Origin of the sequence: Pseudomonas sp. SWRI77 (genome assembly GCF_014269105.1) — a bacterium.
GTDB lineage: Bacteria > Pseudomonadota > Gammaproteobacteria > Pseudomonadales > Pseudomonadaceae > Aquipseudomonas > Aquipseudomonas capeferrum.
Window position 1 is genome coordinate 65,024 of record NZ_JABWRV010000001.1, and the last position, 24,019, is coordinate 89,042.

Consider the following 24,019-nt stretch of genomic DNA (forward strand, 5'->3'; position numbering starts at 1 on the left):
CGGGAGCCGCCCCCATGCTGCTGCACCTGTCTATTCACAACTACGCCATCGTCGAGCACCTTGACCTCGAACTTGCCCGCGGCATGTCCGTCATCACCGGCGAAACCGGCGCAGGCAAATCGATCATGCTCGACGCCCTCGGCCTGGCCCTCGGCGACCGTGCAGACAGCGGCGTGGTGCGCCCCGGCGCAGACAAGGCAGACATCCTCGCCACCTTCGACCTGGCAGATATCCCCGAAGCGCGCACCTGGCTTGCCGAGCGCGACCTGGACAACGACGGCCCGTGCATCCTTCGCCGGGTGATCACCGCCGAAGGCCGCAGCCGCGGCTACATCAATGGCACGCCCTGCCCGCTGGGCGACTTGAAGTCGCTCGGCGAGCTGTTGATCGACATCCACAGCCAGCACGAGCACCAGTCGCTACTCAAGACCGACACCCATCGGCGCCTGCTGGACGAGTACGCCGGCGCCATCGACCTGGCGCGCCAGGTGCAACTGGCTGCCAAACGCTGGAACCAGACCCGCCTGGAGCTGGAGCGCCTGTCCAATTCAGGTGACGAGCAGCGCGCCCGCCACCAGCTGCTCAGCTATCAGCTGGAAGAGCTGGACAACCTCGGCCTGGGCGAAAACGAGCTGGAGCAGCTGGAGCAGGAACACAAGAACCTGACCAATGCCGAGGCCCTGTTCGGCATCTGCCGCCAGGTCATCGACCAGTGCAGCGAGAGCGACTCGGGCAATGTGCTCAGCGCCCTCACCGCCAGCCTCAACCGGCTGGGCGCCGCCAGCAACTCACCGAAAGCCTTGGGCGAGGCCGCCAACCTGATCGCCAGTGCGCAGATTCAGGTCGAAGAAGCCGTGGGCGAGCTCAACCGCTTCCTCGATCACTTCGACGCCGACCCAATGCGCCTGCAGGCCCTGGAAGAACGCCTCGACACTATCTATACCCTGGCCCGCAAGCACCGCGTGCACCCCACCGAACTGCCCCACCTGCAGCAACGGTTGATGGAAGAGCTGGAAGGCCTGAACGCCAGCGACGAGTCGATCGAGCGCCTGGGCGAAGAACTGGCGGCCTATGCCCAGCATTACAAGGAACGGGCGCGCGAGCTGAGCGCCTTGCGTCAGCAGGCCGCCCAGCAACTGGCGGTGGCCGTGGAACTGGAGGTCCAGCGCCTGGGCATGCCGGGCGGGCGTTTCTGTATCGAACTGATCCCTAACGAGGGCAACGACCTGTCGCCCCACGGCCTGGAGCAGATCGAACTGCTGGTAAGCGCCAACCCGGGGCAACCGCTCAAAGGCCTGGCGAAAGTGGCCTCGGGTGGTGAGCTGTCACGCATCAGCCTGGCCATCCAGGTGATTACCGCGCAGACCTCACGCATCCCTACCCTGGTCTTCGACGAAGTGGACGTCGGCATCGGCGGCCCCACCGCCGAAATCGTCGGCCAACTGCTGCGCCGGCTGGGTGAGCGCGGCCAGGTACTGACCGTAACCCACTTGCCGCAGGTTGCGGCGCAAGGGCACCACCACCTGTTCGTGCACAAGGTGCGCCACAGCGACACCACCCACACGGCGGTGGCCAGCCTGGGCAAACGCGAACGGGTCGAGGAAGTGGCGCGCATGCTCGGCGGCATCGACCTCACCAAGGAATCCCTGGCGCATGCGCGCAAGATGGTGGTCAGCGGCAAGGCGTGAGCCGTGCCCCCAGCATTTTCCTGCAGCACAAAGCACAAAGGCGACCCGAAGGTCGCCTTTGCTATTTATAACGATCGAAATCGTTACTTTTTCTTACGCACGTACAGGACCAGATTGTGGTCCACCAGCTCGAAGCCATGCTCGGCCACGATCTCGCGCTGACGCTTCTCGATTTCAGCGTCCATGAACTCGATGACTTCGCTGGTTTCCACGTTGACCATGTGGTCGTGGTGACCGCCATCCGCCAGCTCGAAGACTGCGTGGCCGCCGTCGAAGTTGTGGCGAACCACCAGACCCGCCGCTTCGAACTGGGTCAGCACGCGGTAGACGGTGGCCAGGCCAACGTCCTCACCAGCTTCCATCAAGGCCTTGTACACATCCTCGGCACTCATGTGACGCTGCTCGGTAGAGTCGAGCATCTGAAGGATCTTTACTCGAGGCAGGGTAACCTTGAGACCGGCTTTGCGTAATTCGCTATTTTCAACCATGGTCAGCTTTCTCGCCGATGCTGCTTCGCAGCTTCTCTTAATACGGGTATGATCGGGGTTTACGTTGTCCAGCCAAGATAGTGGAAGTCGCCCACCGATGCAAAACACCAAGCTCTTGCTAACCAGCCTCACCCTAGTGGGACTGCTCGCACTCGCCGGTTGCTCGTTTCCCGGGGTTTACAAAATCGACATCCAGCAGGGCAATGTCGTCACGCAGGACATGATAGACCAATTACGCCCGGGAATGACCCGACGGCAAGTAAGGTTTATCATGGGCAACCCCCTGATTCAGGATACGTTCAACACCAACCGTTGGGACTACCTGTACAGCCTGCAACCTGGTGGCGGAAAACGCCAGCAAGAGCGCATGAGCATTTTCTTCAACGAGGGCGACCAACTGGTCAGCCTGTCGGGCGACTTCATGCCAGGGGTGAGCCGCGACCAGGAAATCCTCGGTGGCAGCAGCGACACCACTGTCAGCCCTGCGGCTCAGCCAGAGCAGGCTACGCCTCAGCCTGAAGAGAAACCGGCCAAGCCGGGTTCGGTGGAAGAATCCATCCAGCGCGAAATCGACACCATCGAGGCCACGCCGGTCCCGACGCCAGCACCGCTGGAAACCTCCCCGCAATAAACGCGGGTGGCATTAAAAAGCCCGGGCCTAGGCCCGGGCTTTTTCGTTTGCGGCCAGCACTCAGCTATTCAGCTGCTTGGCACGCTGGCAGAAGGCATCGACCAGGGTGTTGGCAGCCTGATTGAACAGCGGCCCCAATGTGGCGCGCACCAAGGGGCCGGCATAGTCGAAGGACAGGTCCAGGCTGATTTTGCAGGCCTTCTCGCCCAACGGCTTGAACACCCACACACCATGCAGCTGGGAGAACGGCCCCTCCTCCAGGTTCATTTCGATGGATTGGCCCGGCACCAGCACATTGCGCGTGACGAAATGCTGGCTCATGCCGCCCTTGGCCACTTCTAGCTTGGCCCGCATGTGCGTGTCGCTGGCCTCGATCACGGTAGCGGCAGAGCACCACGGCAGGAACTGCGGGTAGCTGGCCACGTCATTGACCAGATCATAGAGCGCCTGGGCGGGATACGGCAGCAGGGCGGAGCGTTGAATATGGGTAGTCATCCAGGCGTCACTTCCAAGGCTGGGTGGCGGCGCTTCGCAGCGTGCCGAAAACAGGTTCTGTACCTACGACAGGGCCTGTATTGTCCGGTATTCATTGCGGTGGCTCAAGCACACCGAAATCCCATAGCCGACGACGCATCGAGTTGCCTATAATGCCGCCCCTATGGCTAAACAAAAGAAACATCCGACCGGGACCATCGCGCAAAACAAGAAAGCGCGACACGATTACTTCATCGAACACAAGTTCGAGGCCGGGCTGGTCCTGTCCGGTTGGGAAGTAAAGAGCCTGCGGGCCGGCAAGGCGCACCTGACCGACAGCTACGTGCTGCTCAAGGATGGCGAAGCCTGGCTGTTCGGCAGCCACATCACCCCGCTGACCACGGCCAGCACCCACGTCATCGCCGACCCCATCCGCTCGCGCAAGCTGCTGCTGAACAAGCGCGAGCTGGAGCGTGTGGAAGCGGCGGTGGCGCAGAAGGGCTACACCTGTGTGGCCTTGGCGCTGTACTGGAGCAAGCACCTGATCAAGTGCGAGATCGCGCTTGGCAAGGGCAAGAAGGAATTCGACAAGCGCGACACCGTGCGCGAACGCGATTCCAACCGCGAGCTGCAGCGTGCCGTGCGGAACAAGGGCAAGGAAGACTAGATTCCGCCCTTGCGCGCTTGCTGTAGGAGCGGCCTTGCGTCGCGAAAGGGCCGCAAAGCGGCCCCGGATATCAGCGGCGACGCACAAATCCGGGGCCTGCTACGCAGTCCTTTCGCGACGCAAGGCCGCGCCTACAAGAGGCGCATCAGCATTGGCCGCTTAACGTCCGCTGCGTCGCTCTGCCCGCGCCACGCGCTGCGCCTCTTCGTGCGCCTCTTCCAGCACCTCCTGCACATACAAAATGTGCCGGCTGGAAACCTCCCGCGCCTCCTCCGCCCTGCCCTCGACAATCGCCAGGTACAGCTCCCGGTGCTGACTGATCAGCATGTCCCGGGTTTCGGTCCGCTGTTGGTACATGCCGCCGATGTTGGTCACCACGTTTCGCTTGAGCAGGTCGAACAAGCCGCGGATGGTATGCAGCAAGACCGCGTTATGGCTGGCCTCGGCAATCGCCAGGTGAAAGCGCGCATCCGCTGCGCCTTCCTCTGCCCGCGTCACCTGGTCAACCCGGGTATAGCAGTCCTGCAGCGCGTCGAAGGCCGCCTTCAGCCGTGCACGGTCCGGCTCGGTGGCGCGCTGGGCCGCGTAATACGCGCAGGACGCCTCCAAGGTATGGCGAAACTCAAGCAGGTCGCGCTGCGCCTCGGGGCTGTGCTCCAGCAACTGCAACAGCGGGTCGCTGAACGTCGAGCCCAGTGACTCGGCGACGTAATTGCCACCGCCCTGGCGGCTGATCAGCAGCCCCTTGGCCACCAGTTTCTGGATGGCCTCACGCAGTGACGGGCGCGACACACCGAACTGCTCGGCCAGAACGCGCTCGGCCGGCAGCCGCTGGCCCGAGGTCAGCGTGCCTTCGAGAATCATCCCTTCCAACCGATCGACGATGTCGTCGGACAGGCGCCGTTGGCGGACCTGATCAAAAACCATCACATGCTCTCCACAAACCCCCGGCAAATATCAGGGGGGCGCCTATTCTCGCCGATCCGCGCTGCACACACACCCATCACCCGGTGTTTTTTCCAAGCTCATCAGACGCCCGCTCATCGGCACGCGACGAAAGTTTTGTGTCGGACAAATTGACACACCCACGACAGCGCTTTTAACCTAGCGCCCAGACATTGTAAATTGGTCTTACCAATTATCCAATGCCAGTGCTGACCAACAACAATTAGGGGCCACCCCATATGCAAACCTGGCAACAACTCTATAGCCCGCTTGGTAGTCTCGGCCTGTCCGCACTGGCGGCGGTCATCCCTATCGTGTTCTTCTTCCTTGCCCTGGCCGTGTTCCGCCTCAAAGGCCACGTCGCCGGCAGCATCACCCTCGGGTTGTCGATACTGGTGGCGATCTTCGCCTTCCAGATGCCTGTCGACATGGCCTTGGCCGCCGCGGGTTACGGCTTCCTCTACGGCCTCTGGCCGATTGCCTGGATCATCGTTGCCGCGGTGTTCCTGTACAAACTCACGGTCAAGAGCGGCCAGTTCGAAGTCATCCGCAGCTCGGTGCTGTCGATCACCGACGACCAGCGCCTGCAAGTGCTGCTGATCGGCTTCTGCTTCGGTGCCTTCCTGGAAGGCGCGGCCGGCTTCGGCGCACCGGTGGCCATCACGGCCGCCTTGCTGGTGGGCCTGGGCTTCAACCCGCTGTACGCCGCCGGCCTGTGCCTGATCGCCAACACCGCACCGGTCGCCTTCGGCGCGCTGGGCATCCCGATCATCGTCGCCGGCCAGGTGACGGGCATCGACGCCTTCCACATCGGCGCCATGACCGGCCGCCAGCTGCCGCTGCTGTCGCTGTTCGTGCCGTTCTGGCTGGTGTTCATGATGGACGGCGTGCGCGGCGTGAAGGAGACCTGGCCTGCAGCCCTGGTCGCCGGCCTGAGCTTTGCCGTGACCCAGTACTTCACCTCGAACTTCATCGGCCCAGAGCTGCCCGACATCACCTCGGCCCTGGCCAGCCTGATCTGCCTGACCCTGTTCCTGAAAGTCTGGCAGCCCAAGCGCTCGTTCGCGCAAGCCAAGGGCAGCGTCGGCGCCGCAGTCGTGCAATCAAGCGGCAGCCAGCCGAGCCCGTACAGCTTCGGCGAAATCTTCAAGGCCTGGTCGCCGTTCCTGATCCTCACCGTGCTGGTCACCATCTGGACCCTGAAACCGTTCAAGGCCGCGTTCGCGCCGGGCGGTGCGATGTACAACTTCGTGTTCAACTTCGCCATCCCGCACCTTGACCAGCTGGTGATCAAGACCGCCCCGATCGTTGCCGCGCCGACCGCCATGCCAGCGGTGTTCAAGCTCGACCCGATTTCTGCCACCGGCACCGCGATCTTCCTCTCGGCGCTGATCTCCATGGCGGTGCTGAAGATCAACTTCAAAACTGGTCTGACCACTTTCAAAGAGACGTTCTGGGAGCTGCGCTGGCCAATCCTGTCGATCGGCATGGTGCTGGCCTTCGCCTTCGTCACCAACTACTCGGGCATGTCCTCGACCATGGCCCTGGTACTGGCCGGCACCGGCGCCGCGTTCCCGTTCTTCTCGCCGTTCCTCGGCTGGCTGGGCGTGTTCCTGACCGGCTCGGACACCTCGTCCAACGCCCTGTTCAGCTCGCTGCAAGCCACCACCGCGCACCAGATCGGGGTCAACGACACCCTGCTGGTGGCCGCCAACACCAGCGGCGGCGTGACCGGCAAGATGATCTCGCCACAATCCATTGCCGTGGCCTGCGCCGCCACCGGCCTGGTGGGCAAGGAGTCCGACCTGTTCCGCTTCACCGTCAAGCACAGCCTGTTCTTCGCCACCATCGTGGGCCTGATCACCTTGGTCCAGGCTTACTGGCTGACCGGCATGCTGGTTCATCACTAAAGTGAAAGGGGCCGGGCGCCAAGGCGCGCCCGGCGTTCCCCTCAAGCAACGCTGCGAGAATCCATGATCATTTCCGCCTCTACCGACTATCGCGCCGCGGCCCAACGCAAGCTGCCCCCCTTCCTCTTCCACTACGCCGACGGCGGCGCCTACGCCGAGCACACGCTGCGCCACAACGTCTCGGACCTGGCCAGCATCGCCCTGCGCCAGCGCGTGTTGAAGAACATGTCCGAGCTCAGCCTGGAAACCCAGCTGTTCGACGAAACCCTGAGCATGCCCGTGGCCCTGGCCCCGGTCGGCCTGACCGGCATGTACGCCCGCCGTGGCGAAGTGCAGGCGGCACGCGCCGCAGCAGCCCATGGCATCCCGTTCACCATGTCGACCGTGTCGGTGTGCCCGATCGAAGAAGTGGCCCCGGCCATCAACCGGCCGATGTGGTTCCAGCTGTATGTGCTCAAGGACCGCGGCTTCATGCGCAATGCCCTGGAGCGGGCCAAGGCCGCCGGGGTCAAGACCTTGGTGTTCACCGTCGACATGCCCGTGCCCGGCGCCCGCTACCGCGACGCCCACTCCGGCATGAGCGGGCGCAACGGCCCGATGCGCCGCGTGCTGCAAGCCATGACCCACCCCGAGTGGGCCTGGGACGTCGGCGTGATGGGCCGCCCGCACGACCTCGGCAACATCTCCAAATACCGTGGCAACCCCACCGGCCTTGCCGACTACATCGGCTGGCTGGGCAACAACTTCGACCCGTCGATCTCCTGGAAAGACCTGGAGTGGATCCGCGACTTCTGGGAGGGCCCGATGATCATCAAGGGCATCCTCGATGCCGACGACGCCCGTGACGCGGTCAAGTTCGGCGCCGATGGCATCGTCGTGTCCAACCATGGCGGCCGCCAGCTCGACGGCGTGCTGTCCAGCGCCCGCGCCCTGCCGGCGATTGCCGATGCGGTCAAGGGCGAGCTGAAGATTCTCGCCGACTCCGGCATCCGCAGCGGCCTCGACGTGGTGCGCATGATCGCCATGGGCGCCGACACCGTGCTGATCGGCCGTGCCTTCCTCTGGGCGCTGGCCGTGCATGGCGAGGCCGGGGTGAAGAACCTGCTCGAACTGTTCGAGAAGGAAATGCGCGTGGCCATGGTGCTCACCGGCGCCAAGTCGATCAGCGAGATCACCCGCGACTCGCTGGTCCGCGAACTGGGCGCCTGAACGCCTGCACGAAACACCGCCTGATTGACCGGGGCATGCGGCGCACCAGACGCCGCGGCCCCGCGAGGAGATTGCATGAGCCTGCCCGCCGCGTTCCTGCGTGATGCCGAGCGCCTGATACCCGCCGAACGCCGTTTCGACGACCCCACCTCCACCCTGGCCTTTGGCACCGATGCCAGCTTTTATCGGCTGATCCCCAAGCTGGTGGTGCGCGTCGAGTCCGAGGACGAAGTGGTCGGCCTGCTGCAACTGGCCCAGCGCGAGCGCGTGCCGGTGACCTTCCGCGCGGCCGGCACCAGCTTGTCTGGGCAGGCCATCAGCGACTCGGTGCTGATTGTGCTCGGCGACAACTGGAACGGCCGCGAAATCCGCAGCCAGGGCGAGCAGATCCGCCTGCAGCCCGGCGTGATCGGCGCCCAGGCCAACGCCTGGCTGGCACCGTTCGGGCGCAAGATCGGCCCGGACCCTGCCTCGATCAACGCCTGCAAGATCGGCGGCATCGTCGCCAACAACGCCAGCGGCATGTGCTGCGGCACCGCGCAAAACACCTACCACACCCTGGCCGGCCTGCGCCTGGTGCTGGCCGACGGCACCCGCCTGGACAGCGAAGACCCGGCCAGCGTCAGCGCCTTCGAGCACAGCCACGCCGACCTGCTCGAAGCACTGGCGCGCCTGGGCCGTGAAACCCGCGCCAACACCGAACTGGCCGACCGCATCCGCCACAAGTACCGGCTGAAGAACACCACCGGCCTGTCCCTCAATGCCCTGGTGGACTACGACCAGCCGCTCGACATCCTGCAGCACCTGCTGGTTGGGTCTGAAGGCACGCTGGGCTTCATCAGCGCCGTCACCTACGACACCGTGCCCGACCACCCGCACAAAGCCAGCGCCTTGCTGGTCTTCCCCAGCGTCGAAAGCTGCTGCCGCGCGGTCACCCTGCTCAAGCGCCAGCCGGTGTCTGCCGTAGAGCTGCTCGACCGGCGCAGCCTGCGTTCGGTGCAGAACATGCCCGGCATGCCGCTGTGGGTAAAAGGCCTGTCAGACAATGCCTGCGCGCTGCTGATCGAGTCCCGCGCGGCCAGCCAGACGCTGCTGCATGAGCAACTGCAGCAGGTGATGGCGTCGATTGCCGAGTTCCCGCTGGAGCAGAAGGTCGAGTTCAGCGAAGACCCAGCGGTGTACAACCAGCTGTGGAAAATCCGCAAAGACACCTTCCCCGCCGTCGGCGCCGTGCGCCAGACCGGCACCACGGTGATCATCGAAGACGTGACCTTCCCCATCGAACAACTGGCCGAGGGCGTCAACCGCCTGATCCAGCTGTTCGACAAGCACCACTACGACGAAGCGATCATTTTCGGCCATGCCCTGGAGGGCAACCTGCACTTCGTCTTCACCCAAGGCTTCAACAGCGCCGAGGAAGTGAAGCGTTACCAAGCCTTCATGGACGACGTGGCCCAGCTGGTGGCCGTGGAGTTCGGTGGCTCGCTGAAGGCCGAGCACGGCACCGGCCGCAACATGGCGCCGTTCGTGGAGTTGGAGTGGGGCCATGACGCGTACCAGTTGATGTGGGCGCTGAAGCGCCTGCTCGACCCCAACGGCATCCTCAACCCCGATGTGGTGCTGAGCGAAGACCGCGATATCCACCTGAAAAACCTCAAGCCGCTGCCGGCCGCCGATGAAATCGTCGACAAGTGCATCGAGTGTGGCTTCTGCGAACCGGTGTGCCCGTCCAAGGGGCTGACCCTGAGCCCGCGCCAGCGCATCGTCATGTGGCGTGATATCCAGGCCAAGAAACGCGCCGGCATCGATACCCGAGCACTACTCAAGACCTACCAATACCAAGGCCTCGACACCTGCGCCGCCACCGGCCTGTGCGCCCAGCGCTGCCCGGTCGGCATCAACACCGGCGAGCTGGTGAAGAAGCTGCGCAGCCAGGCCGCCGAGCACGACAAGGCCGCCGACTGGCTGGCCGACCACTTCCACACGGCACTGAGCGGTGCCCGCCTGACCCTGACCGCCGCCAACACCGCCCGCAAGCTGCTCGGCGCCCCGCGCCTGGGCCGTTTGAGCACAGCGTTGAGCAAAGCCAGCAAAGGCCGGCTGCCGCAGTGGACCCCGGCCATGCCACAGCCCCTGCGCAGCATCGACTTTGGCCCGGCGAGCCATGATGCCCGGCCACGGGTGGTGTACCTGGCGGCTTGCGTTTCACGCGTGATGGGGCCGGCCTATGCAGACCGGGAGCAAAGCTCGTTGCTGGACAAGACCCGCGGGCTGCTGGAGAAGGCCGGTTACCAAGTGGTGTTTCCGGAGAACGCCGACAGCCTGTGCTGTGGGCAGCCGTTTGCGTCCAAGGGGTACCCGGAGCAGGCTGAGCACAAGCGCCAGGAGCTGATCAACGCCCTGCTGCATGCCAGCCGCGGAGGGCTTGACCCGATCTACTGCGACACCAGCCCGTGTACCTTGCGCCTGGTGCAGGACCTGGGGGAAACCCGCCTGGACCTGTACGACCCGGTGCGCTTCATTCGTAGCCATCTGCTGGACAGGCTGGAGTTCACCCCGCAGGAAGAGCCGGTGGCGGTGCATGTGACCTGCAGCACCCAGCACTTGGGGGAAAGCCAGGCGCTGATAGACCTGGCGCGGCGGTGCAGCAAGCAGGTGGTGATACCGGAAGGGATTCACTGTTGTGGGTTTGCGGGGGACAAGGGGTTTACCACGCCGGAGCTCAATGCACATTCGCTGCGGAGCTTGAAGGATGCGGTGCAGTATTGCAGTGAAGGGATTTCTACCAGCCGCACCTGTGAGATTGGGTTGTCCAGCCATAGTGGCATTGATTATCACGGGTTGGTTTACCTGGTGGATCGGGTGACGCGGGCGCGTAGTATCTGAAGCATGAGATGGCGTTAGGGCTGACAGGTGTTCGCCAATGCATGTTCAGCGCCTGTGAGATCGAGCGCCGCCCGCGCGGCGCATCGCGACGCAAGGCCGCTCCTACATTTGTTTCGGGCCAGTGAGGTCTGTGGCATTTGCGCGCGACCGCCTTGTTTGTACGACGCGATATCGAGGCGGGCACCAAGGGGTCGCGCGCCAATGCCTCTGGAATAACTGGCCCGAAACAAATGTAGGAGCGGCCTTGCGTCGCGATGCGCCGCGCGGGCGGCGCTCGATCTCATGGGCGCCAAAAATGCCATGACAAGCACTAGGCCCCCAAAGCCCTCAAGGCTCGCGTGCCAGCACCAACTCAGCCAACGCCCTGCTCATCTGTACGTTATGCACCGAATTCACCAGCATGCCGATACCCGGCTCACCGGCATTACCGCAGATGTATTCGTCCAAGGTGTCTTCAATACCGCGCATCAGCTGAATGGCGTACAACAGCGCCTCAGGTGAAGGCACCTTGTTGTCGATGGTGTAGAACGAACGTGGAGACGTTTGGCTGGGTGGGTCAGGAACACTCTTCTTCATGATGAATTCTCCGATGTCATAAACGGAGCTATCACCCTCTTCCTCTCACAGAAGGAGGTGGCAGCCGTACGCGGGGTGAGAGACCGGCGAACATCGGAATTCCGGCCAGGCCGAAGCCTGCCCACGAACGGCTGCCATAACACTGGCACGATGTAATCGCCGGGCTCTCACACCCGATCGCCAAACCATGGCGACCCAGGGAAACTAGCCCCTGCGCTCATCAACGACAACAGAGAAACGGCTGCGGCGCCGGTAGGATAATTCCTAAACCAATTCCACCTGAAGCATTTGGTTTCAAGTTCCGAATTCCCCTACAGCCCCGCCGCCCAAAGCGACGCAATCACGCCTAGCCATCCCATCATATCGCCCCGCCACCATCCCGATTGAACCCTCGCCAAACCTACGCAGTCCACCTTACAGGCCCACCTTCCAGAGGCCTCAGAAGGAGTCACCCATGAAAGGTACCGCGCTTTCGGCCCTCTTCGCGGCCGCTACCCTCCTGGCCTCGCCAGTGTTCGCCGCAGACGACCTCTGCACCGCCAACCTGCAGAAAATCGACGACAGCATGGCCACCGCCGGCGCCACCTCCGAGGGCTTGGACAAAGCCCTCACCGAGCACGTCGACAAAGCCAAAGCCGCACAGGCCTCGGGCGACACCAAGGAATGCATTGCCATTACCAGTAAAGTCCTGGAACGCCTGGAAAAAACCGAGAAAGGCAGCGGCTCGGGCGGCGGCGGTGCCTGAGCCTGAAGCGGGCGGCGGAACCTGCTGTCGACGCCGCCCGCTTTAGCGCGTATACTCAGCCCACGTGCCGAAAGGTACGGTCAGCTAGAGCTGAGTGTGGGGCCGATTAGGATTCGACGCCGGTAGCGAAACTCTAGGTGCATGCCGAGTTGGTAACAGAACTCGTAAATCCACTGTTGCAACTTTCTATAGTTGCCAATGACGAAAACTACGAGGGTTACGCTCTCGCTGCGTAAGCAGCTGAGCCCGCTCTCCTGGTAGCTTCGGCTCCAGCAATCATCAGGGGATGCCTGTAAACCCGAAATGATTGTCATACAGAACAGGATCGTCGTGTAGCACGTTGGGGGCAAAGCGACTAAAACTTACCCAACTCATCCAAAGCACCCTGCCCGTCGGGCGGCTGCGGATTAAATCAGTAGACACGGCTAAGCATGTAGTACCGACAGCGGAGTACTGGCGGACGGGGGTTCAAATCCCCCCGGCTCCACCAAATGATCAAACAAAGACGTCCACGGACGTCTTTTTTTGTGCCTGGAAGCCAGTAAATACGCGGCTTCCAGCGCTTTTGCGGTCTTTTGAGAGTTTTTGAGTTCCAGCCGTTCGGGTATTCCAGACGGTATTCCAGCTCACCCGGTGCTAATCTTTGGAATACCGAATCAGTGCCTGAGGACAATCTCATGCCTGCTCAAACTCTCCGCCTCTCAGATCGACAGCTCAAGGGAGTCAAACCCGCGTCCAAGGATTATGTCCTCACGGACGGTGACGGTTTGCAGCTCCGAGTACGCAGCAACGGCTCGTTGCTGTGGAATTTCAACTACCGCGAACCGGTGACCAAGAAGCGCATCAACATCGGCTTCGGGACCTACCCCGAACTGTCGTTGGCGAATGCACGAAAGATGGCAGTCGACGCGCGCGAGCTGCTTGCACAGGGCATTGATCCGAAGGTGCAACGCAATACGTTGAATGAAGCCAAGCGCGCAGAAACGGAACACACCTTCGAGAACGTGGCCACCGCCTGGTTCGAGCTCAAGAAAGACTCGGTCACCCCGGCCTATGCCGAGGACATTTGGCGGTCACTCTCGCTGCATGTATTCCCCGACTTGAGGACGACACCACTGACGAAAATCACCGCGCCGATGGTGATCGCATTGCTTCGTCCAATCGAAGCGAAAGGTAGCCTGGAGACGGTCAAACGTCTTAGCCAGCGGCTAAACGAGATCATGACCTACGGCGTAAATTCCGGCCTGATCTTCGCCAACCCGCTCAGCGGGATCAGGGCGGTTTTCAAGAAGCCCAAGAAAGAGAACATGGCTGCGCTTCCACCCGAAGAGCTACCCGAGCTCATGCTGGAGATCGCGAACGCCAGCATCAAACGCACCACCCGCTGCCTGATCGAATGGCAGTTGCACACGATGACTCGCCCCGCCGAAGCAGCGACTACTCGCTGGGCAGACATCGACTTTGAAAGGCGTGTCTGGACTATCCCAGCGGAGCGGATGAAGAAGCGCCGCCCACATAGCATTCCGTTGAGTGATCACGCTGTCGCACTGTTGGAGTCACTGAAGACTCACAGCGGCCATCGAGAATACGTCTTCCCGGCAGACAGAAATCCACGCACCCACGCCAATAGCCAAACGGCCAACATGGCGTTGAAACGCATGGGGTTTCAGGATCGCTTGGTCAGCCACGGAATGCGCTCAATGGCCAGCACCATCTTGAATGAACATGGGTGGGACCCCGAACTCATTGAGGTCGCACTGGCGCATGTTGACAAGGATGAGGTGCGCAGCGCTTACAACCGGGCCGACTACATAGAGCGCCGTCGACCTATGATGGCCTGGTGGAGTGAGTACATCCAGAAAGCCGCCACCGGCAGCCTGCTCGCTTCTGCATACGGCCAGGTCAGAGACAAAAATGTGGTGCCGATTCGTTAGCACTGTGCAGGCGCAAGAATTGCGGTAACAGCTGAACGTTCGTGACTCGGGGCAAGCAGCCTCGCTTATCCGCTTCTCAGCGCGGGTCCATCCAAACAGGGCTGCAAAGCCGCCCTGTTTGGATGGACCTTATTTTGAAAAGCTAAAAGCCACGACGTTGTCCAGGATTTACCACGGAATTCCACCGGTGGATAACCGCTTTTCACGCCCCCAAGAGCGCTGAATTTCGGCCCTTGACCGGGTTTATCCACAGGCGTAGAACTGGCCGTGCAAAGGCTGTCGATGACAGCACCCCAGGTGACCCGAACCTTGAAGGTCACGCCGCTCCCCCGGTGGTTCTCCCCAAGGGCGATTCGCATCCGGCAGCTCGCCCGGTCACTACCCATGTGATGGATGCTCTTACACCTATGGCGCTCGTGCGCCAGATACTCGGTACATCGCTGCCCTGCAGCAACCTATCCGCTTGGCCGAATCTTGCGCCAACCTGTGCCCGTCTCTTTCTGTGGAAAGAGACGGGCACTTCTACCACTGCTGCAACCCTTGTCGCACATGGCTTTGCGGCATTCCCCCTCGTGACAATCGGCGTGACAAACGCCGATGTCACCAGCAACAGCGTTGTAGATGATGGTGCCGCAGAACAAGGAATGGACTGCACCTGACTGACAGTCAGGCATGCCCCGGTCATCGCATTGCTGCTTGCACATGGCTCAGGATCTTCAGGCGCAGGTCTCGTCAGCCAGCGCTGCCTCCACCCGCCCATCGGTAACGGTGCTCAGGAGGCCAGATCATGAGATGCCCTTGCTCCCGGACGTAAGGAGCCGCCAGTCCCGCGTTAGAGGACATCCCCACAGGTCGCAGGGGCCTTGATCCCTGATAACACTCAACATTCTTGGCGGGATGACGTGGGGTGAGAATCGGAGAGCGGCTGATGAGGTGACTGACATGGCATTGGTGGGTAGACGCGATGGCCGAAATTTCGGTTACGGCAGACAACTGAGCTACGCGGGGCCGCAAGCGCTGAAAGACATGTTTGGCGGAGGCCATTACGGCACGGTCAAGGCGCACAGTGATCGGTGGCAGGCATTCGTGAAGTGGTGCCGCTCCGAACAGGGACCGGGTATCAATGATGCGCGGCAGATTGATCGGAAGGTATTGGCGGACTATGCGGCGTATCTGCGCGACGTGGTTAGGCGCGGTGACCTTGCTGTCAGCACCGCACAAAACCGGCTATCCAGCGTTAACAGGACCATGGCAGCGCTTCGCGGTGATCAGTATGTGAAATTCCCCAGTCCGAGCAAGGCATTGGGTATGCAGCGCAGCGGGGTTCGACAGTTGGTGCCGCAGGGCCAAGACCGCGCAAAGGTTAAACAGATCGTCGATGCACTTTGTCGCCAACATCAGCTACGCGCCGCTGCAATCGTTCTGTTGGCGCGAGCCACCGGCATGCGCATGCGTGAGGCCATCCTAGCCGACTTGCCACGGCTGAGCCGTGAGGCCAACGACCTAGGCAGGATCAATATCCAGGATGGCACTAAAGGCGGCCGAGCTGGCGCCTCAGCGCCACGATGGATCGCGGTGGACCACCATGTTCAAGACGCACTTGGGTTTGCACGGCAGGTGTCGCCTACGGGTAGCCGCAACCTGATTGCGCCGCACGAAAGCTACCTGAGCTTTCTGCACAAAATCATCCGCCCAGCTCGGGACATCCTGCATGCCCACAGCCTCAAAGGCCTCCACGAGCTACGAGCGGCGTACGCCTGTGAGCGCTATGAACAAATCACCCAACTCCACGCACCTATCAATGGCGGTCAATGCTGCCAGTTAGATAAGCACCTTGATCGCGATGCCCGGAGGCAAATCAGCTATGAGCTGGGACATGCTCGGATTGACGTGATCGCCGCGTACATTGGAGGACGGTCATGAGTAAGCCATTTGACATGGAGCTGTTCTTAGCTGGCGTGCTGACCGGCTCGCACGCAACCCAGAAACGACATGTGCGACAGGCGCAAATCATCCAGACCGAAATCGCAGATCGCTGGGCGCTAAAAACGCCCTGGGCTTGGCAGAAAAAGCATATGGTTTGGTTCCTTGAGCATCGCCTAATTGGACACAGAGACGCGACGCGATATTACTATTTGCTGACCGTGCGTCTGCTCGCTCGTCGTTTAGAAAAGCCATGGACGTTCATCCTCAAAGCGAAGTTCTGATTGTGACAGCCACTATCGACTACAGAAGATCCAAAGCAGCAGTGCGCTAATTCAACAGCTCCGCAGACGAGCTCTGTCGGTACAACCGTGGCCTTCTGCCATGGTCAAACCCGCTTCAGCTTGGTTAAGCTATTGCCAACTACACATCCGCAGAGCGTGATGCGCGCACAGAGTGGCCAAGTGCCCGAAGGAACGACCATGGCAGCCAGCAGCAATTTTGCTTTCCTCCAGGAACACGACCCCGTTTTCCTTCAGCTTGCGCGTACGGCCGAGCAGGCATTCGCCAGTGATCCAAACACCACTCTGATCAAACTGCGCCAGCTTGGCGAAGCCTTGGCCCAGGACCTGGCCAGCCGTGCCGGTATCGAGTTCGATGCCCACACCACCCAGTCTGATCTGCTGTACAAACTCAGCCGTGAGATCCAGCTGGATCAAAATATTCGTAACCTGTTTCACACCTTGCGCGTAGAAGGAAACAAAGCCACTCATGAGTTTCGCACGCAGCACCGCGAGGCTATGGATGGGCTCAAGGTGGGGCGCGCTTTGGCCATCTGGTACCACCAGTCATTTGGCAAGAACACCGCTTCATTTAAACCCGGCCCCTTCGTCACGCCGAGTGACCCCAGCACCTCGCTACGCGACCTGCAAAGCCAGATCGAACAGCTCAGGGCGCAGCTCAGCGAGTCCAGCCAGCAGTTGGAAAGCAACCAGCAACTAACCACCCTGCTCAAGCTTGAAGCAGAAGAATACTCAGTCCTAGCTGAGCAGATGGATGCCGAGTCGCAAAACCACAAGCAGTTAGCAGCAGAACACGAAGCGGCTTTAACCAAGTTGCGCGCAGAACATGAGCTAAGCCTTAAGGCACTGCAAAAGCAACTCGCCGCGCAGCCGCAGGCCAGCAAGCAAGTTGCAGAGAAAACCAAAAAGGCCAGCAGCAAATTCCAACTGTCGGAGGACCTTACCCGCATCCTCATCGACCAACAGTTGAACGACGCTGGCTGGGAAGCGGACTCTTTGGAACTCACTTACAGCAAAGGTACGCGCCCGGAGAAAGGCAAAAACAAGGCTATCGCCGAATGGCCCACCAGTGGTCCGAAAGCCTGCGCGGACTACGTGCTATTCGCCGGCCTGGTACCCATCGCAATTGTCGAAGCAAAACGTCTAAGCATCAATGTTGCCGACCGGATTACCCAAGCCGAGCGGTACGCCCGCGAATTCAGGCTTGGCGCTGAACATCTGCAGCCTTGGCCGTTGGCGGGTGAATCCCAGCCTTGGAATGACGGCAGCAGGGGTCACTTCCAGGTACCCTTTGCCTTTGCTTGCAATGGTCGCCCATATATCAAGCAACTCGCAGAACAATCCGGTACCTGGTTCCGCGATTTGCGGAGCCCTGCCAACACCCGAAGACCACTGCAAGATTTTCATACACCTGGTGACCTCCTCGACCTGCTCAAACGCAGCAAGTCTGAGGCTGAGGAAAAGCTGGCTAAGGAAGGTTTTGGCTACCTGAAGTTGCGCGACTACCAGGAAAAAGCCATCAAGGCCGTAGAACAGGCGCTGGCAGGCAATCAGCGCAACTGCCTGCTGGCGATGGCGACAGGCACGGGCAAGACCCGCACCATCATTGGCCTGATGTACCGTTTTCTCAAAGCCGAGCGTTTCAAGCGCATTCTGTTCCTGGTCGACCGCAGTGCCCTTGGCCAGCAGGCTATTGATTCGTTTAACGACACCACGCTTGAGCAGAACCACACACTGGCCCAGATCTACGACATTAAAGCGCTGGGCGACATGGCTGCCGAAGCGGAAACCCGTGTTCAGGTGGCCACGGTGCAAGCCATGGTCAGCCGAATTCTCCGCTCTGACAACCCACCGTCCGTAGGTGAGTTCGACTGCATCATCGTTGACGAGGCCCACCGAGGGTACACTCTCGACCAGGAGATGACCGAAGGCGAACTGGTTGTGCGCGATGCCAGCCAATATCTCTCGCAGTACCGTCGCGTGCTCGATTACTTCGACGCTTGCCGTATCGGCCTCACCGCTACACCAGCGAAACAGACCAGCGAAATTTTCGGCAAGCCGGTGTTCACTTACAGCTACCGGGAGGCCGTGGCCGACGACTGGCTGATCGACCACGAGCCACCGATCCGCTACGAAACCCAGCTTACCCAGCATGGCATCCGCTTTGAAAAGGGCGAGTCTGTTAATGTCATCAATACCCAGACAGGTGAAGTCGATACAGCGGAACTGGAGGACGAGCTCAACTTCAATATTGAGTCGTTCAACCGCCGCGTCATAACGCCCGCCTTTGACAAGGTCATCTGCGATGAATTGGCCAAGGAACTGGACCCCTTCGGCGAAGAAAAGACCATGATCTTCTGCGTCAATCAGGCTCACGCAGAGCGCGTGAAAAACCTGCTGGATGATGCCTTCAAGGACGCTTACGGGGAACAGTACAACGAAGCGACGGTAAGCATCATTACTGGCCAGAGCGACAAGGTTGAGCAACTTATTCGCCGCTACAAAAACGAACCGCACCCAAGTATCGCCATCACCGTTGACCTGCTGACCACCGGCATCGACGTGCCGACAATCTGCAACTTGGTGTTCATGCGCCGCGTGCGCTCGCGCATTCTCTATGAGCAGATGAAAGGCCGAGCTACCCGCCGCTGTGACGAAATAGGTAAAACGGTATTTCGCATCTATGACCCCGTCGACCTCTATGCCAGCCTGGAGGAAGTCGACACCATGAAGCCGTTGGTCAAGAACCCGAATATCTCCCTGGAGCAATTGATGAGTGAGCTTACTGACGACGCCAGCCACGACGCGCCCGGCAGCCAGGAAGACAGCAGTCACGCCAATGACGTGCTCGACCAATTGAACCAAAGGGTCATGCGCATTCTGCGCAAAGCCGAGCACAAAGCCGAAAGTAACCCGGCCATCAAACAGAAGCTCGACGAGTTGCAGGATGTCTGGGGGGTCGCCCCTGGCAAACTGCACACCCATTTGCATGAGCTCGGACCACAGCAAGCCGCCCATTTCATTCGCCAACATAGCGAACTGATCAACCAGCTGGCTGCTGTCAGTGTCCTGCTTGGATCGGAGCGGTATCCGATCATCTCCGCGCACGAAGACGAGCTCGTAGTACGTGAGCAAAACTATGGTAAGTATCAGAAGCCGGCTGACTTTCTGGAAAGCTTCCACCAATTCATCCACAACCAATTGAACCAGTCCGCCGCGCTAGGCGTAGTGGTCAACCGCCCCAAGGATCTGACTCGCGAACACTTGCGCGAAGTACGATTGTTGCTGGACCAAAACGGTTTCAGCGAAGCTAGCTTGAAAAGCGCCTGGCGAAACCATACCAACCAGGAAATCGCTGCCAGCATCCTCGGATTTATTCGTCAGGCCGCTATTGGCGAGGCTTTGCTGCCGTTTGATCAACGTGTGGCAGAGGCGATGAAACGCATTTATGCCATGCAGGCCTGGACCCCGGTACAGCGCCGCTGGCTGGAGCGCCTTGCCAAACAGTTGGTGCATGAAGTTGTGGTCGATCCGCAGCAAGTCAATGACACGTTCCGAACCGATGGCGGTAGCAAAGGTCTGGACCGTTACCTTGGCGGCAAATTGGAAGCAGTGCTGGAAACGTTGAACGACAATTTGTGGTCTGCGGCTTGATCTATTGCTCATTCGAAGACTTGTCAGTAGGTGTCTATCCCGAGTCCCGGTCGAGCAGAAATCCGAGTTTTTCACTCACTGGGCCGGTGTCCGAATCAGCTTGCAAAACAGGGCTGCCGTGCATAACCTCCCCTGCATCACACCCGCCATGCCTATGGCTGCTTCGGCAGCTATGCACAAATCGAGCGGTTTTTTTTTGCCCGGTAGTCAGAAGGTTTTATCACCGCCCCCGGCATCGACATTGATTCGCAGTGGCGCTGCACAAGCAGTGCAGGCTCGTATCCCTATCTACTTTGAGAGTGAAAATGACCAACTCCGACATCGTCCAGAAACTCTGGAGCCTGTGCGACGTACTGCGCGACGACGGAATCAACTACAGCGACTACGTAACTGAACTGGTGCTGCTGCTGTTCATCAAGATGGAGTATGAGCAGGTTCAGAACAACGACTCCTTCAGCCACAAGCTGCCGCAGGGCGCGCGTTGGCCAGACCTGGCGGGCAAGTCCGGCATCAACCTGCTCGACCACTACAGGCAGATGCTGCTGGACCTTGGCAAGAACCCTGACCCGCTGATCGCCGCCATCTACGCTGACGCGCAGACTCGCCTCAAGGAACCGCGCCACCTCGAGCAACTGATCAAAAGCCTTGATGGCATCGACTGGTTTAGCGCACGCGAGGACGGTCTCGGCGATCTTTACGAAGGCCTGCTGGAAAAGAACGCCAGCGAGACCAAATCCGGCGCCGGCCAGTACTTCACGCCGCGCCCGCTGATCGACAGCATCATCCGCTGCATCAAGCCGCAACCGGGCGAGACAATCCAGGACCCGGCTGCCGGTACAGCGGGCTTTTTGATTGCTGCTGACGCTTACATCAAAAGCCACACTGACGACTACTACGACCTAGACGCTAAAGCCCAGGCCTTCCAGCGCAATCGCGCCTTTGTCGGCGTGGAACTGGTACCTGGCACTCGTCGTTTGGCGCTGATGAATACCCTGCTGCATGGCATGGAAGGCGACGATGAAGGCGTGGTACATCTGGGCAACGCCCTCGGTCAGGCCGGGGCAGGGCTGCCCAAAGTGGACATGATACTTTCCAACCCTCCGTTCGGCACCGCTAAAGGCGGCGGCGGCCCGACCCGCGACGACCTTACTTACCGCACTAGCAACAAGCAGTTGGCTTTTCTTCAGCACATTTACCGCGGTCTCAAGCCCGGTGGCCGCGCCGCAGTGGTACTGCCGGACAACGTACTTTTCGAGGCAGGGGTTGGTACTGAGGTACGTCGTGATCTGATGGACAAGTGCAACTTGCACACCATTCTGCGGTTACCAACTGGAATCTTCTACGCACAGGGTGTAAAGACCAACGTGCTGTTTTTCCACAAGGGCACTGCAGAAAACCCGCGCCAGGAAGAAAGCTGCACAAAGCGCGTGTGGATCTATGACCTACGCAGCAACATGCCTAGCTTCGGCAAGCGTACACCCTTCGGTCAAATTCACCTCAAGCCGTTCGAGGACGCCTATGGCGAAGATCCCAACGGTGCAAGCCCGCGCGGCGAAAATGTTGAAGGTATTGGTGAAGCCAGCCGCTTCCGCTGCTTTACCCGCGACTATATTCGCAGCGCACGTGGTGACTCACTGGATATCAGTTGGCTCAAGGACGAAAGCAGCCTCGACGCCACCGACCTGCCCGCTCCGGAAGTGCTGGCGGGTGAGGCCATGGCTGAGCTGACCGAGGCGCTGCACGAGCTGGAAGAGCTGATGAAGGCTCTAGGGGCAGGGGACGAGGTGATGGCGCAGAAGCAGTTGATGGCTGAGGTGATGGGCTTGGTGGTCGCCAAGGAGAACGGGGATGATTGAGCTGCCGAAGGGGTGGACAACTGCAACATTAAATGACCTGCTAGGCGCAGACGGGATTTTTTCGGATGGGGACTGGATTGAAAGTAAAGACCAAGATCCCAATGGCGCGAACAGATTGTTGCAGCTCGCAGATATTGGTGACGGTTTATTTTTCGATAAGTCCTCTCGCTACGTGAACGACGAGAAGTTTTCCATCCTGAACTGTACGGAGCTTAAGGAAGGCGATGTTCTCATCGCCCGAATGCCTGCCCCACTAGGTCGCGCATGCCTGTTGCCTGCTATGCCCCAGCGTTGCTTGACAGTGGTTGATATTGCTGTTTTCCGCGCTGGGAGCAGCGGAGTTTCAAACAAATGGCTGATGCACTTTTTGAACTCATCGCCTATCAGGCGCGAGATGGAGCTTAACTCTTCGGGAACTACACGAAAAAGAATTTCTAGAGGAAAACTTGGCGAGATTCTGCTATCGGTCCCGCCTATCGCCGAACAAATCCGTATCGCCGCCAAGCTCGAAGAGCTAATGGTTCAGATCGATACTCTGAAAAGCCGCATCGACGGCATCCCCGCGCTGCTCAAGCGCTTCCGACAGTCTGTCCTTACCGCCGCTACTTCCGGGCGGTTGACGTCTGAGCAGTGCAGTTCAGGCTATGAAAAATGGAACAAGGGAAAACTTGGGGATTTTGTTGCTATTGATATCGGACATGCCTTCAAAAGCAGCGAGTTTTCCGCCGATGGAATTCGACTACTTAGAGGGCAGAATATTGAGCCTGGCTCTCTGCGCTGGATAGAAACAAAATTTTTCCCAGAAGAAAAATTATCAAGCTTTGAGTACTTGCTCATATCGGAGGGAGACATCATTCTTGCAATGGATCGCCCAATAGTTTCTGCTGGGCTGAAGCTTGCCAGAGCGAAGAGAGAAGACCTTCCCTGCCTACTTGTTCAGCGAGTCTGCCGCTTTAAGCAATCTCAAAAAATTCTAAACGACTATTTAATGTTACTCCTGTCAGATTACGCCTTCTCGAACTACTTAATCCCTAATCAAACGGGCAGTGACATTCCACATATCAGCGGAAAACAAATCCTAAACTACCCGGTCACGTTGCCGCCGCTCCATGAACAAACTGAAATTGTCCGTCGCGTCGAAAAACTATTCGCTTTCGCCGACCAATTCGAAGTCCGTGTGAAAGCCGCCCAGGCGCGAATCGACCTCTTGACCCAAAGCATCCTTACAAGAGCCTTCCGCGGCGAGCTTGTGCCGCAAGACCCGAACGACGAACCGGCCAGCGTCCTGTTAGAGCGCATTAAAGCCCAGCGCGCCGCAGCACCTAAGGCCAGGCGCGGTCGCCAACCCGGCCCCGTTAAGCCCAAAGTGGGTCGAACATCTAGCTGTGAACCTCTTGAGCTTGAAGCTAAAGGCAGCACCGGATGCTGAATCACTGGAGGAGAGCAACGACACGTCATCGCCGATCGCTAAGACCGACCTTTTCACTAGCAGCCCGCAGGAGCTCCTGATCCAAACCATCTTAGAGCTGTGCACGAGCTTAGCGGGCAACCTGCTGGATTGCCTATTGCAAGCGAGCCGACGTACTTTGAGCACATCGTGCTCGACGTCCTGCACAGCCTCGGCTTCAGCGCAAACCGTTAGTCGCTGCAGAAAGTCGGGGGTAGTGGCGACGGCGGCATTGACGGCGTGATCTCGCTGGACGCATCGGGGCTGGAAAGCGTTTGCGTACAGGCTAAACGCTGGCAGAGCACTGTAGCCCGCCCCGATTTGCAGGCGTTCTATGGCGCCCTGGCAGGGCAGAAAGCCATACGTGGTGTATTCATCTCTACCTCAGGCTTCACTGTCCAAACGGTCGAGTTCGCACCCTCGGTCGAAGGGCTTTTGCTGGTCGACGGTAAACGTCTGGTCAGTCTGATGTTGGATCACGAGGTCGGCGTCAGCTCGCAGCATTGCGAGGTACCTAGGCCCGACAGTGTTTACTTTGACGAGTCGCTCGGCTGAGTTCAACAACCACTGTCCATCAGAATCCCGATCATTCAGCATTCCAGGTGGTATTCCAAATAGGTTATCTAACGACCTATTAGCCAGTAAAAATAGATAGCTACAGCGTTGTTTCAGATCTCCCCGGTC

General features: G+C 59.9%; 18 protein-coding genes and 1 other RNA gene. 15 read left to right on the top strand and 4 right to left on the bottom strand.

Annotated elements, in window-relative coordinates; all coding sequences use genetic code 11:
• Positions 1-14 precede the first annotated feature (14 nt).
• Entirely contained in the window at positions 15-1,688 is a 1,674-nt protein-coding gene (recN, locus tag HU766_RS00295; protein ID WP_033701611.1) for a DNA repair protein RecN, read from the top strand.
• 83 nt (positions 1,689-1,771) lie between these two features.
• Here the strand turns inward: recN and fur are convergent, their stop codons facing one another.
• Positions 1,772-2,176: a ferric iron uptake transcriptional regulator gene (fur, locus tag HU766_RS00300; RefSeq protein WP_019470441.1), complete on the bottom strand. Its 405-nt coding sequence runs from the start codon at positions 2,174-2,176 to the stop codon at positions 1,772-1,774.
• 97 nt (positions 2,177-2,273) lie between these two features.
• Between fur and bamE the strand changes: the two genes are divergently transcribed.
• The gene (bamE, locus tag HU766_RS00305; RefSeq protein ID WP_033701613.1) at positions 2,274-2,807 is read left to right on the top strand and encodes an outer membrane protein assembly factor BamE; all 534 of its coding nucleotides are present in this window, start codon (positions 2,274-2,276) and stop codon (positions 2,805-2,807) included.
• Between the two features lie 60 nt (positions 2,808-2,867).
• Here bamE and HU766_RS00310 read toward each other — a convergent pair whose 3' ends face one another.
• A complete protein-coding gene (locus HU766_RS00310; RefSeq protein ID WP_033701615.1) occupies positions 2,868-3,302 on the bottom strand; it encodes a type II toxin-antitoxin system RatA family toxin in 435 nt (144 codons plus the stop codon).
• 163 nt (positions 3,303-3,465) lie between these two features.
• On the opposite strand from HU766_RS00310, the gene smpB reads away from it, so the two are divergent.
• The gene (smpB, locus tag HU766_RS00315; protein WP_012312633.1) at positions 3,466-3,948 is read left to right on the top strand and encodes an SsrA-binding protein SmpB; all 483 of its coding nucleotides are present in this window, start codon (positions 3,466-3,468) and stop codon (positions 3,946-3,948) included.
• A gap of 159 nt (positions 3,949-4,107) precedes the next feature.
• On the opposite strand, the gene HU766_RS00320 is transcribed toward smpB, so the two are convergent.
• A complete protein-coding gene (locus HU766_RS00320; protein WP_047583811.1) occupies positions 4,108-4,875 on the bottom strand; it encodes an FCD domain-containing protein in 768 nt (255 codons plus the stop codon).
• A gap of 257 nt (positions 4,876-5,132) precedes the next feature.
• Between HU766_RS00320 and HU766_RS00325 the strand changes: the two genes are divergently transcribed.
• The 3 genes from HU766_RS00325 to HU766_RS00335 all read left to right on the top strand — a co-directional run bounded on the left by HU766_RS00325 (position 5,133) and on the right by HU766_RS00335 (position 10,898).
• A complete protein-coding gene (locus HU766_RS00325; protein WP_033701618.1) occupies positions 5,133-6,803 on the top strand; it encodes a lactate permease LctP family transporter in 1,671 nt (556 codons plus the stop codon).
• A 63-nt stretch (positions 6,804-6,866) separates the two neighbouring features.
• Positions 6,867-8,012, top strand: coding sequence for an FMN-dependent L-lactate dehydrogenase LldD (gene lldD, locus HU766_RS00330; protein WP_033701621.1), 1,146 nt, complete (start codon positions 6,867-6,869; stop codon positions 8,010-8,012).
• Positions 8,013-8,087: 75 nt separating this feature from the next.
• Positions 8,088-10,898: an FAD-binding and (Fe-S)-binding domain-containing protein gene (locus tag HU766_RS00335; RefSeq protein WP_186652602.1), complete on the top strand. Its 2,811-nt coding sequence runs from the start codon at positions 8,088-8,090 to the stop codon at positions 10,896-10,898.
• A 327-nt stretch (positions 10,899-11,225) separates the two neighbouring features.
• Here HU766_RS00335 and HU766_RS00340 read toward each other — a convergent pair whose 3' ends face one another.
• Entirely contained in the window at positions 11,226-11,474 is a 249-nt protein-coding gene (locus tag HU766_RS00340; RefSeq protein ID WP_186652603.1) for a hypothetical protein, read from the bottom strand.
• Between the two features lie 454 nt (positions 11,475-11,928).
• On the opposite strand from HU766_RS00340, the gene HU766_RS00345 reads away from it, so the two are divergent.
• The 9 genes from HU766_RS00345 (at position 11,929) to HU766_RS26115 (ending at position 23,890) form a co-directional block, all read left to right on the top strand.
• Positions 11,929-12,219, top strand: a complete 291-nt coding sequence (locus HU766_RS00345) for a hypothetical protein (RefSeq protein ID WP_186652604.1) — start codon at positions 11,929-11,931, stop codon at positions 12,217-12,219.
• A 98-nt stretch (positions 12,220-12,317) separates the two neighbouring features.
• Positions 12,318-12,709, top strand: a transfer-messenger RNA (tmRNA) gene (ssrA, locus tag HU766_RS00350).
• 187 nt (positions 12,710-12,896) lie between these two features.
• A complete protein-coding gene (locus tag HU766_RS00355) occupies positions 12,897-14,153 on the top strand; it encodes an integrase domain-containing protein (protein WP_186652605.1) in 1,257 nt (418 codons plus the stop codon).
• 942 nt (positions 14,154-15,095) lie between these two features.
• Positions 15,096-16,076, top strand: coding sequence for an integrase domain-containing protein (locus tag HU766_RS00360; protein ID WP_186652606.1), 981 nt, complete (start codon positions 15,096-15,098; stop codon positions 16,074-16,076).
• Positions 16,073-16,360: a hypothetical protein gene (locus HU766_RS00365; protein ID WP_186652607.1), complete on the top strand. Its 288-nt coding sequence runs from the start codon at positions 16,073-16,075 to the stop codon at positions 16,358-16,360. Before HU766_RS00360 ends, HU766_RS00365 begins: the two co-directional genes overlap by 4 nt.
• A gap of 198 nt (positions 16,361-16,558) precedes the next feature.
• Entirely contained in the window at positions 16,559-20,032 is a 3,474-nt protein-coding gene (gene hsdR / locus HU766_RS00370) for a type I restriction-modification system endonuclease (RefSeq protein WP_186652608.1), read from the top strand.
• A 305-nt stretch (positions 20,033-20,337) separates the two neighbouring features.
• Positions 20,338-21,888, top strand: coding sequence for an N-6 DNA methylase (locus tag HU766_RS00375; protein ID WP_186652941.1), 1,551 nt, complete (start codon positions 20,338-20,340; stop codon positions 21,886-21,888).
• Complete coding sequence (locus HU766_RS00380) at positions 21,881-23,317, top strand: restriction endonuclease subunit S (protein WP_186652609.1); 1,437 nt, start codon at positions 21,881-21,883, stop codon at positions 23,315-23,317. The genes HU766_RS00375 and HU766_RS00380 overlap by 8 nt, the downstream gene beginning before the upstream one ends.
• Before the next feature lie 258 nt (positions 23,318-23,575).
• Complete coding sequence (locus HU766_RS26115; protein ID WP_346656640.1) at positions 23,576-23,890, top strand: restriction endonuclease; 315 nt, start codon at positions 23,576-23,578, stop codon at positions 23,888-23,890.
• Positions 23,891-24,019: the final 129 nt, after the last annotated feature.

What these genes read in the sequence shown, in the direction of transcription:
- HU766_RS00355 (WP_186652605.1), top strand. Translation starts at nt 12,897, where the DNA reads ATGCCTGCTCAAACTCTCCGCCTCTCAGATCGACAGCTCAAGGGAGTC.
- recN (WP_033701611.1), top strand. Translation starts at nt 15, where the DNA reads ATGCTGCTGCACCTGTCTATTCACAACTACGCCATCGTCGAGCACCTT.
- HU766_RS00365 (WP_186652607.1), top strand. Translation starts at nt 16,073, where the DNA reads ATGAGTAAGCCATTTGACATGGAGCTGTTCTTAGCTGGCGTGCTGACC.
- smpB (WP_012312633.1), top strand. Translation starts at nt 3,466, where the DNA reads ATGGCTAAACAAAAGAAACATCCGACCGGGACCATCGCGCAAAACAAG.
- fur (WP_019470441.1), bottom strand. Translation starts at nt 2,176, where the DNA reads ATGGTTGAAAATAGCGAATTACGCAAAGCCGGTCTCAAGGTTACCCTG.
- hsdR (WP_186652608.1), top strand. Translation starts at nt 16,559, where the DNA reads ATGGCAGCCAGCAGCAATTTTGCTTTCCTCCAGGAACACGACCCCGTT.
- lldD (WP_033701621.1), top strand. Translation starts at nt 6,867, where the DNA reads ATGATCATTTCCGCCTCTACCGACTATCGCGCCGCGGCCCAACGCAAG.
- HU766_RS00380 (WP_186652609.1), top strand. Translation starts at nt 21,881, where the DNA reads ATGATTGAGCTGCCGAAGGGGTGGACAACTGCAACATTAAATGACCTG.
- HU766_RS00320 (WP_047583811.1), bottom strand. Translation starts at nt 4,875, where the DNA reads ATGGTTTTTGATCAGGTCCGCCAACGGCGCCTGTCCGACGACATCGTC.
- HU766_RS00335 (WP_186652602.1), top strand. Translation starts at nt 8,088, where the DNA reads ATGAGCCTGCCCGCCGCGTTCCTGCGTGATGCCGAGCGCCTGATACCC.
- HU766_RS00375 (WP_186652941.1), top strand. Translation starts at nt 20,338, where the DNA reads ATGACCAACTCCGACATCGTCCAGAAACTCTGGAGCCTGTGCGACGTA.
- bamE (WP_033701613.1), top strand. Translation starts at nt 2,274, where the DNA reads ATGCAAAACACCAAGCTCTTGCTAACCAGCCTCACCCTAGTGGGACTG.
- HU766_RS00360 (WP_186652606.1), top strand. Translation starts at nt 15,096, where the DNA reads ATGGCATTGGTGGGTAGACGCGATGGCCGAAATTTCGGTTACGGCAGA.
- HU766_RS00340 (WP_186652603.1), bottom strand. Translation starts at nt 11,474, where the DNA reads ATGAAGAAGAGTGTTCCTGACCCACCCAGCCAAACGTCTCCACGTTCG.
- HU766_RS00325 (WP_033701618.1), top strand. Translation starts at nt 5,133, where the DNA reads ATGCAAACCTGGCAACAACTCTATAGCCCGCTTGGTAGTCTCGGCCTG.
- HU766_RS00310 (WP_033701615.1), bottom strand. Translation starts at nt 3,302, where the DNA reads ATGACTACCCATATTCAACGCTCCGCCCTGCTGCCGTATCCCGCCCAG.
- HU766_RS00345 (WP_186652604.1), top strand. Translation starts at nt 11,929, where the DNA reads ATGAAAGGTACCGCGCTTTCGGCCCTCTTCGCGGCCGCTACCCTCCTG.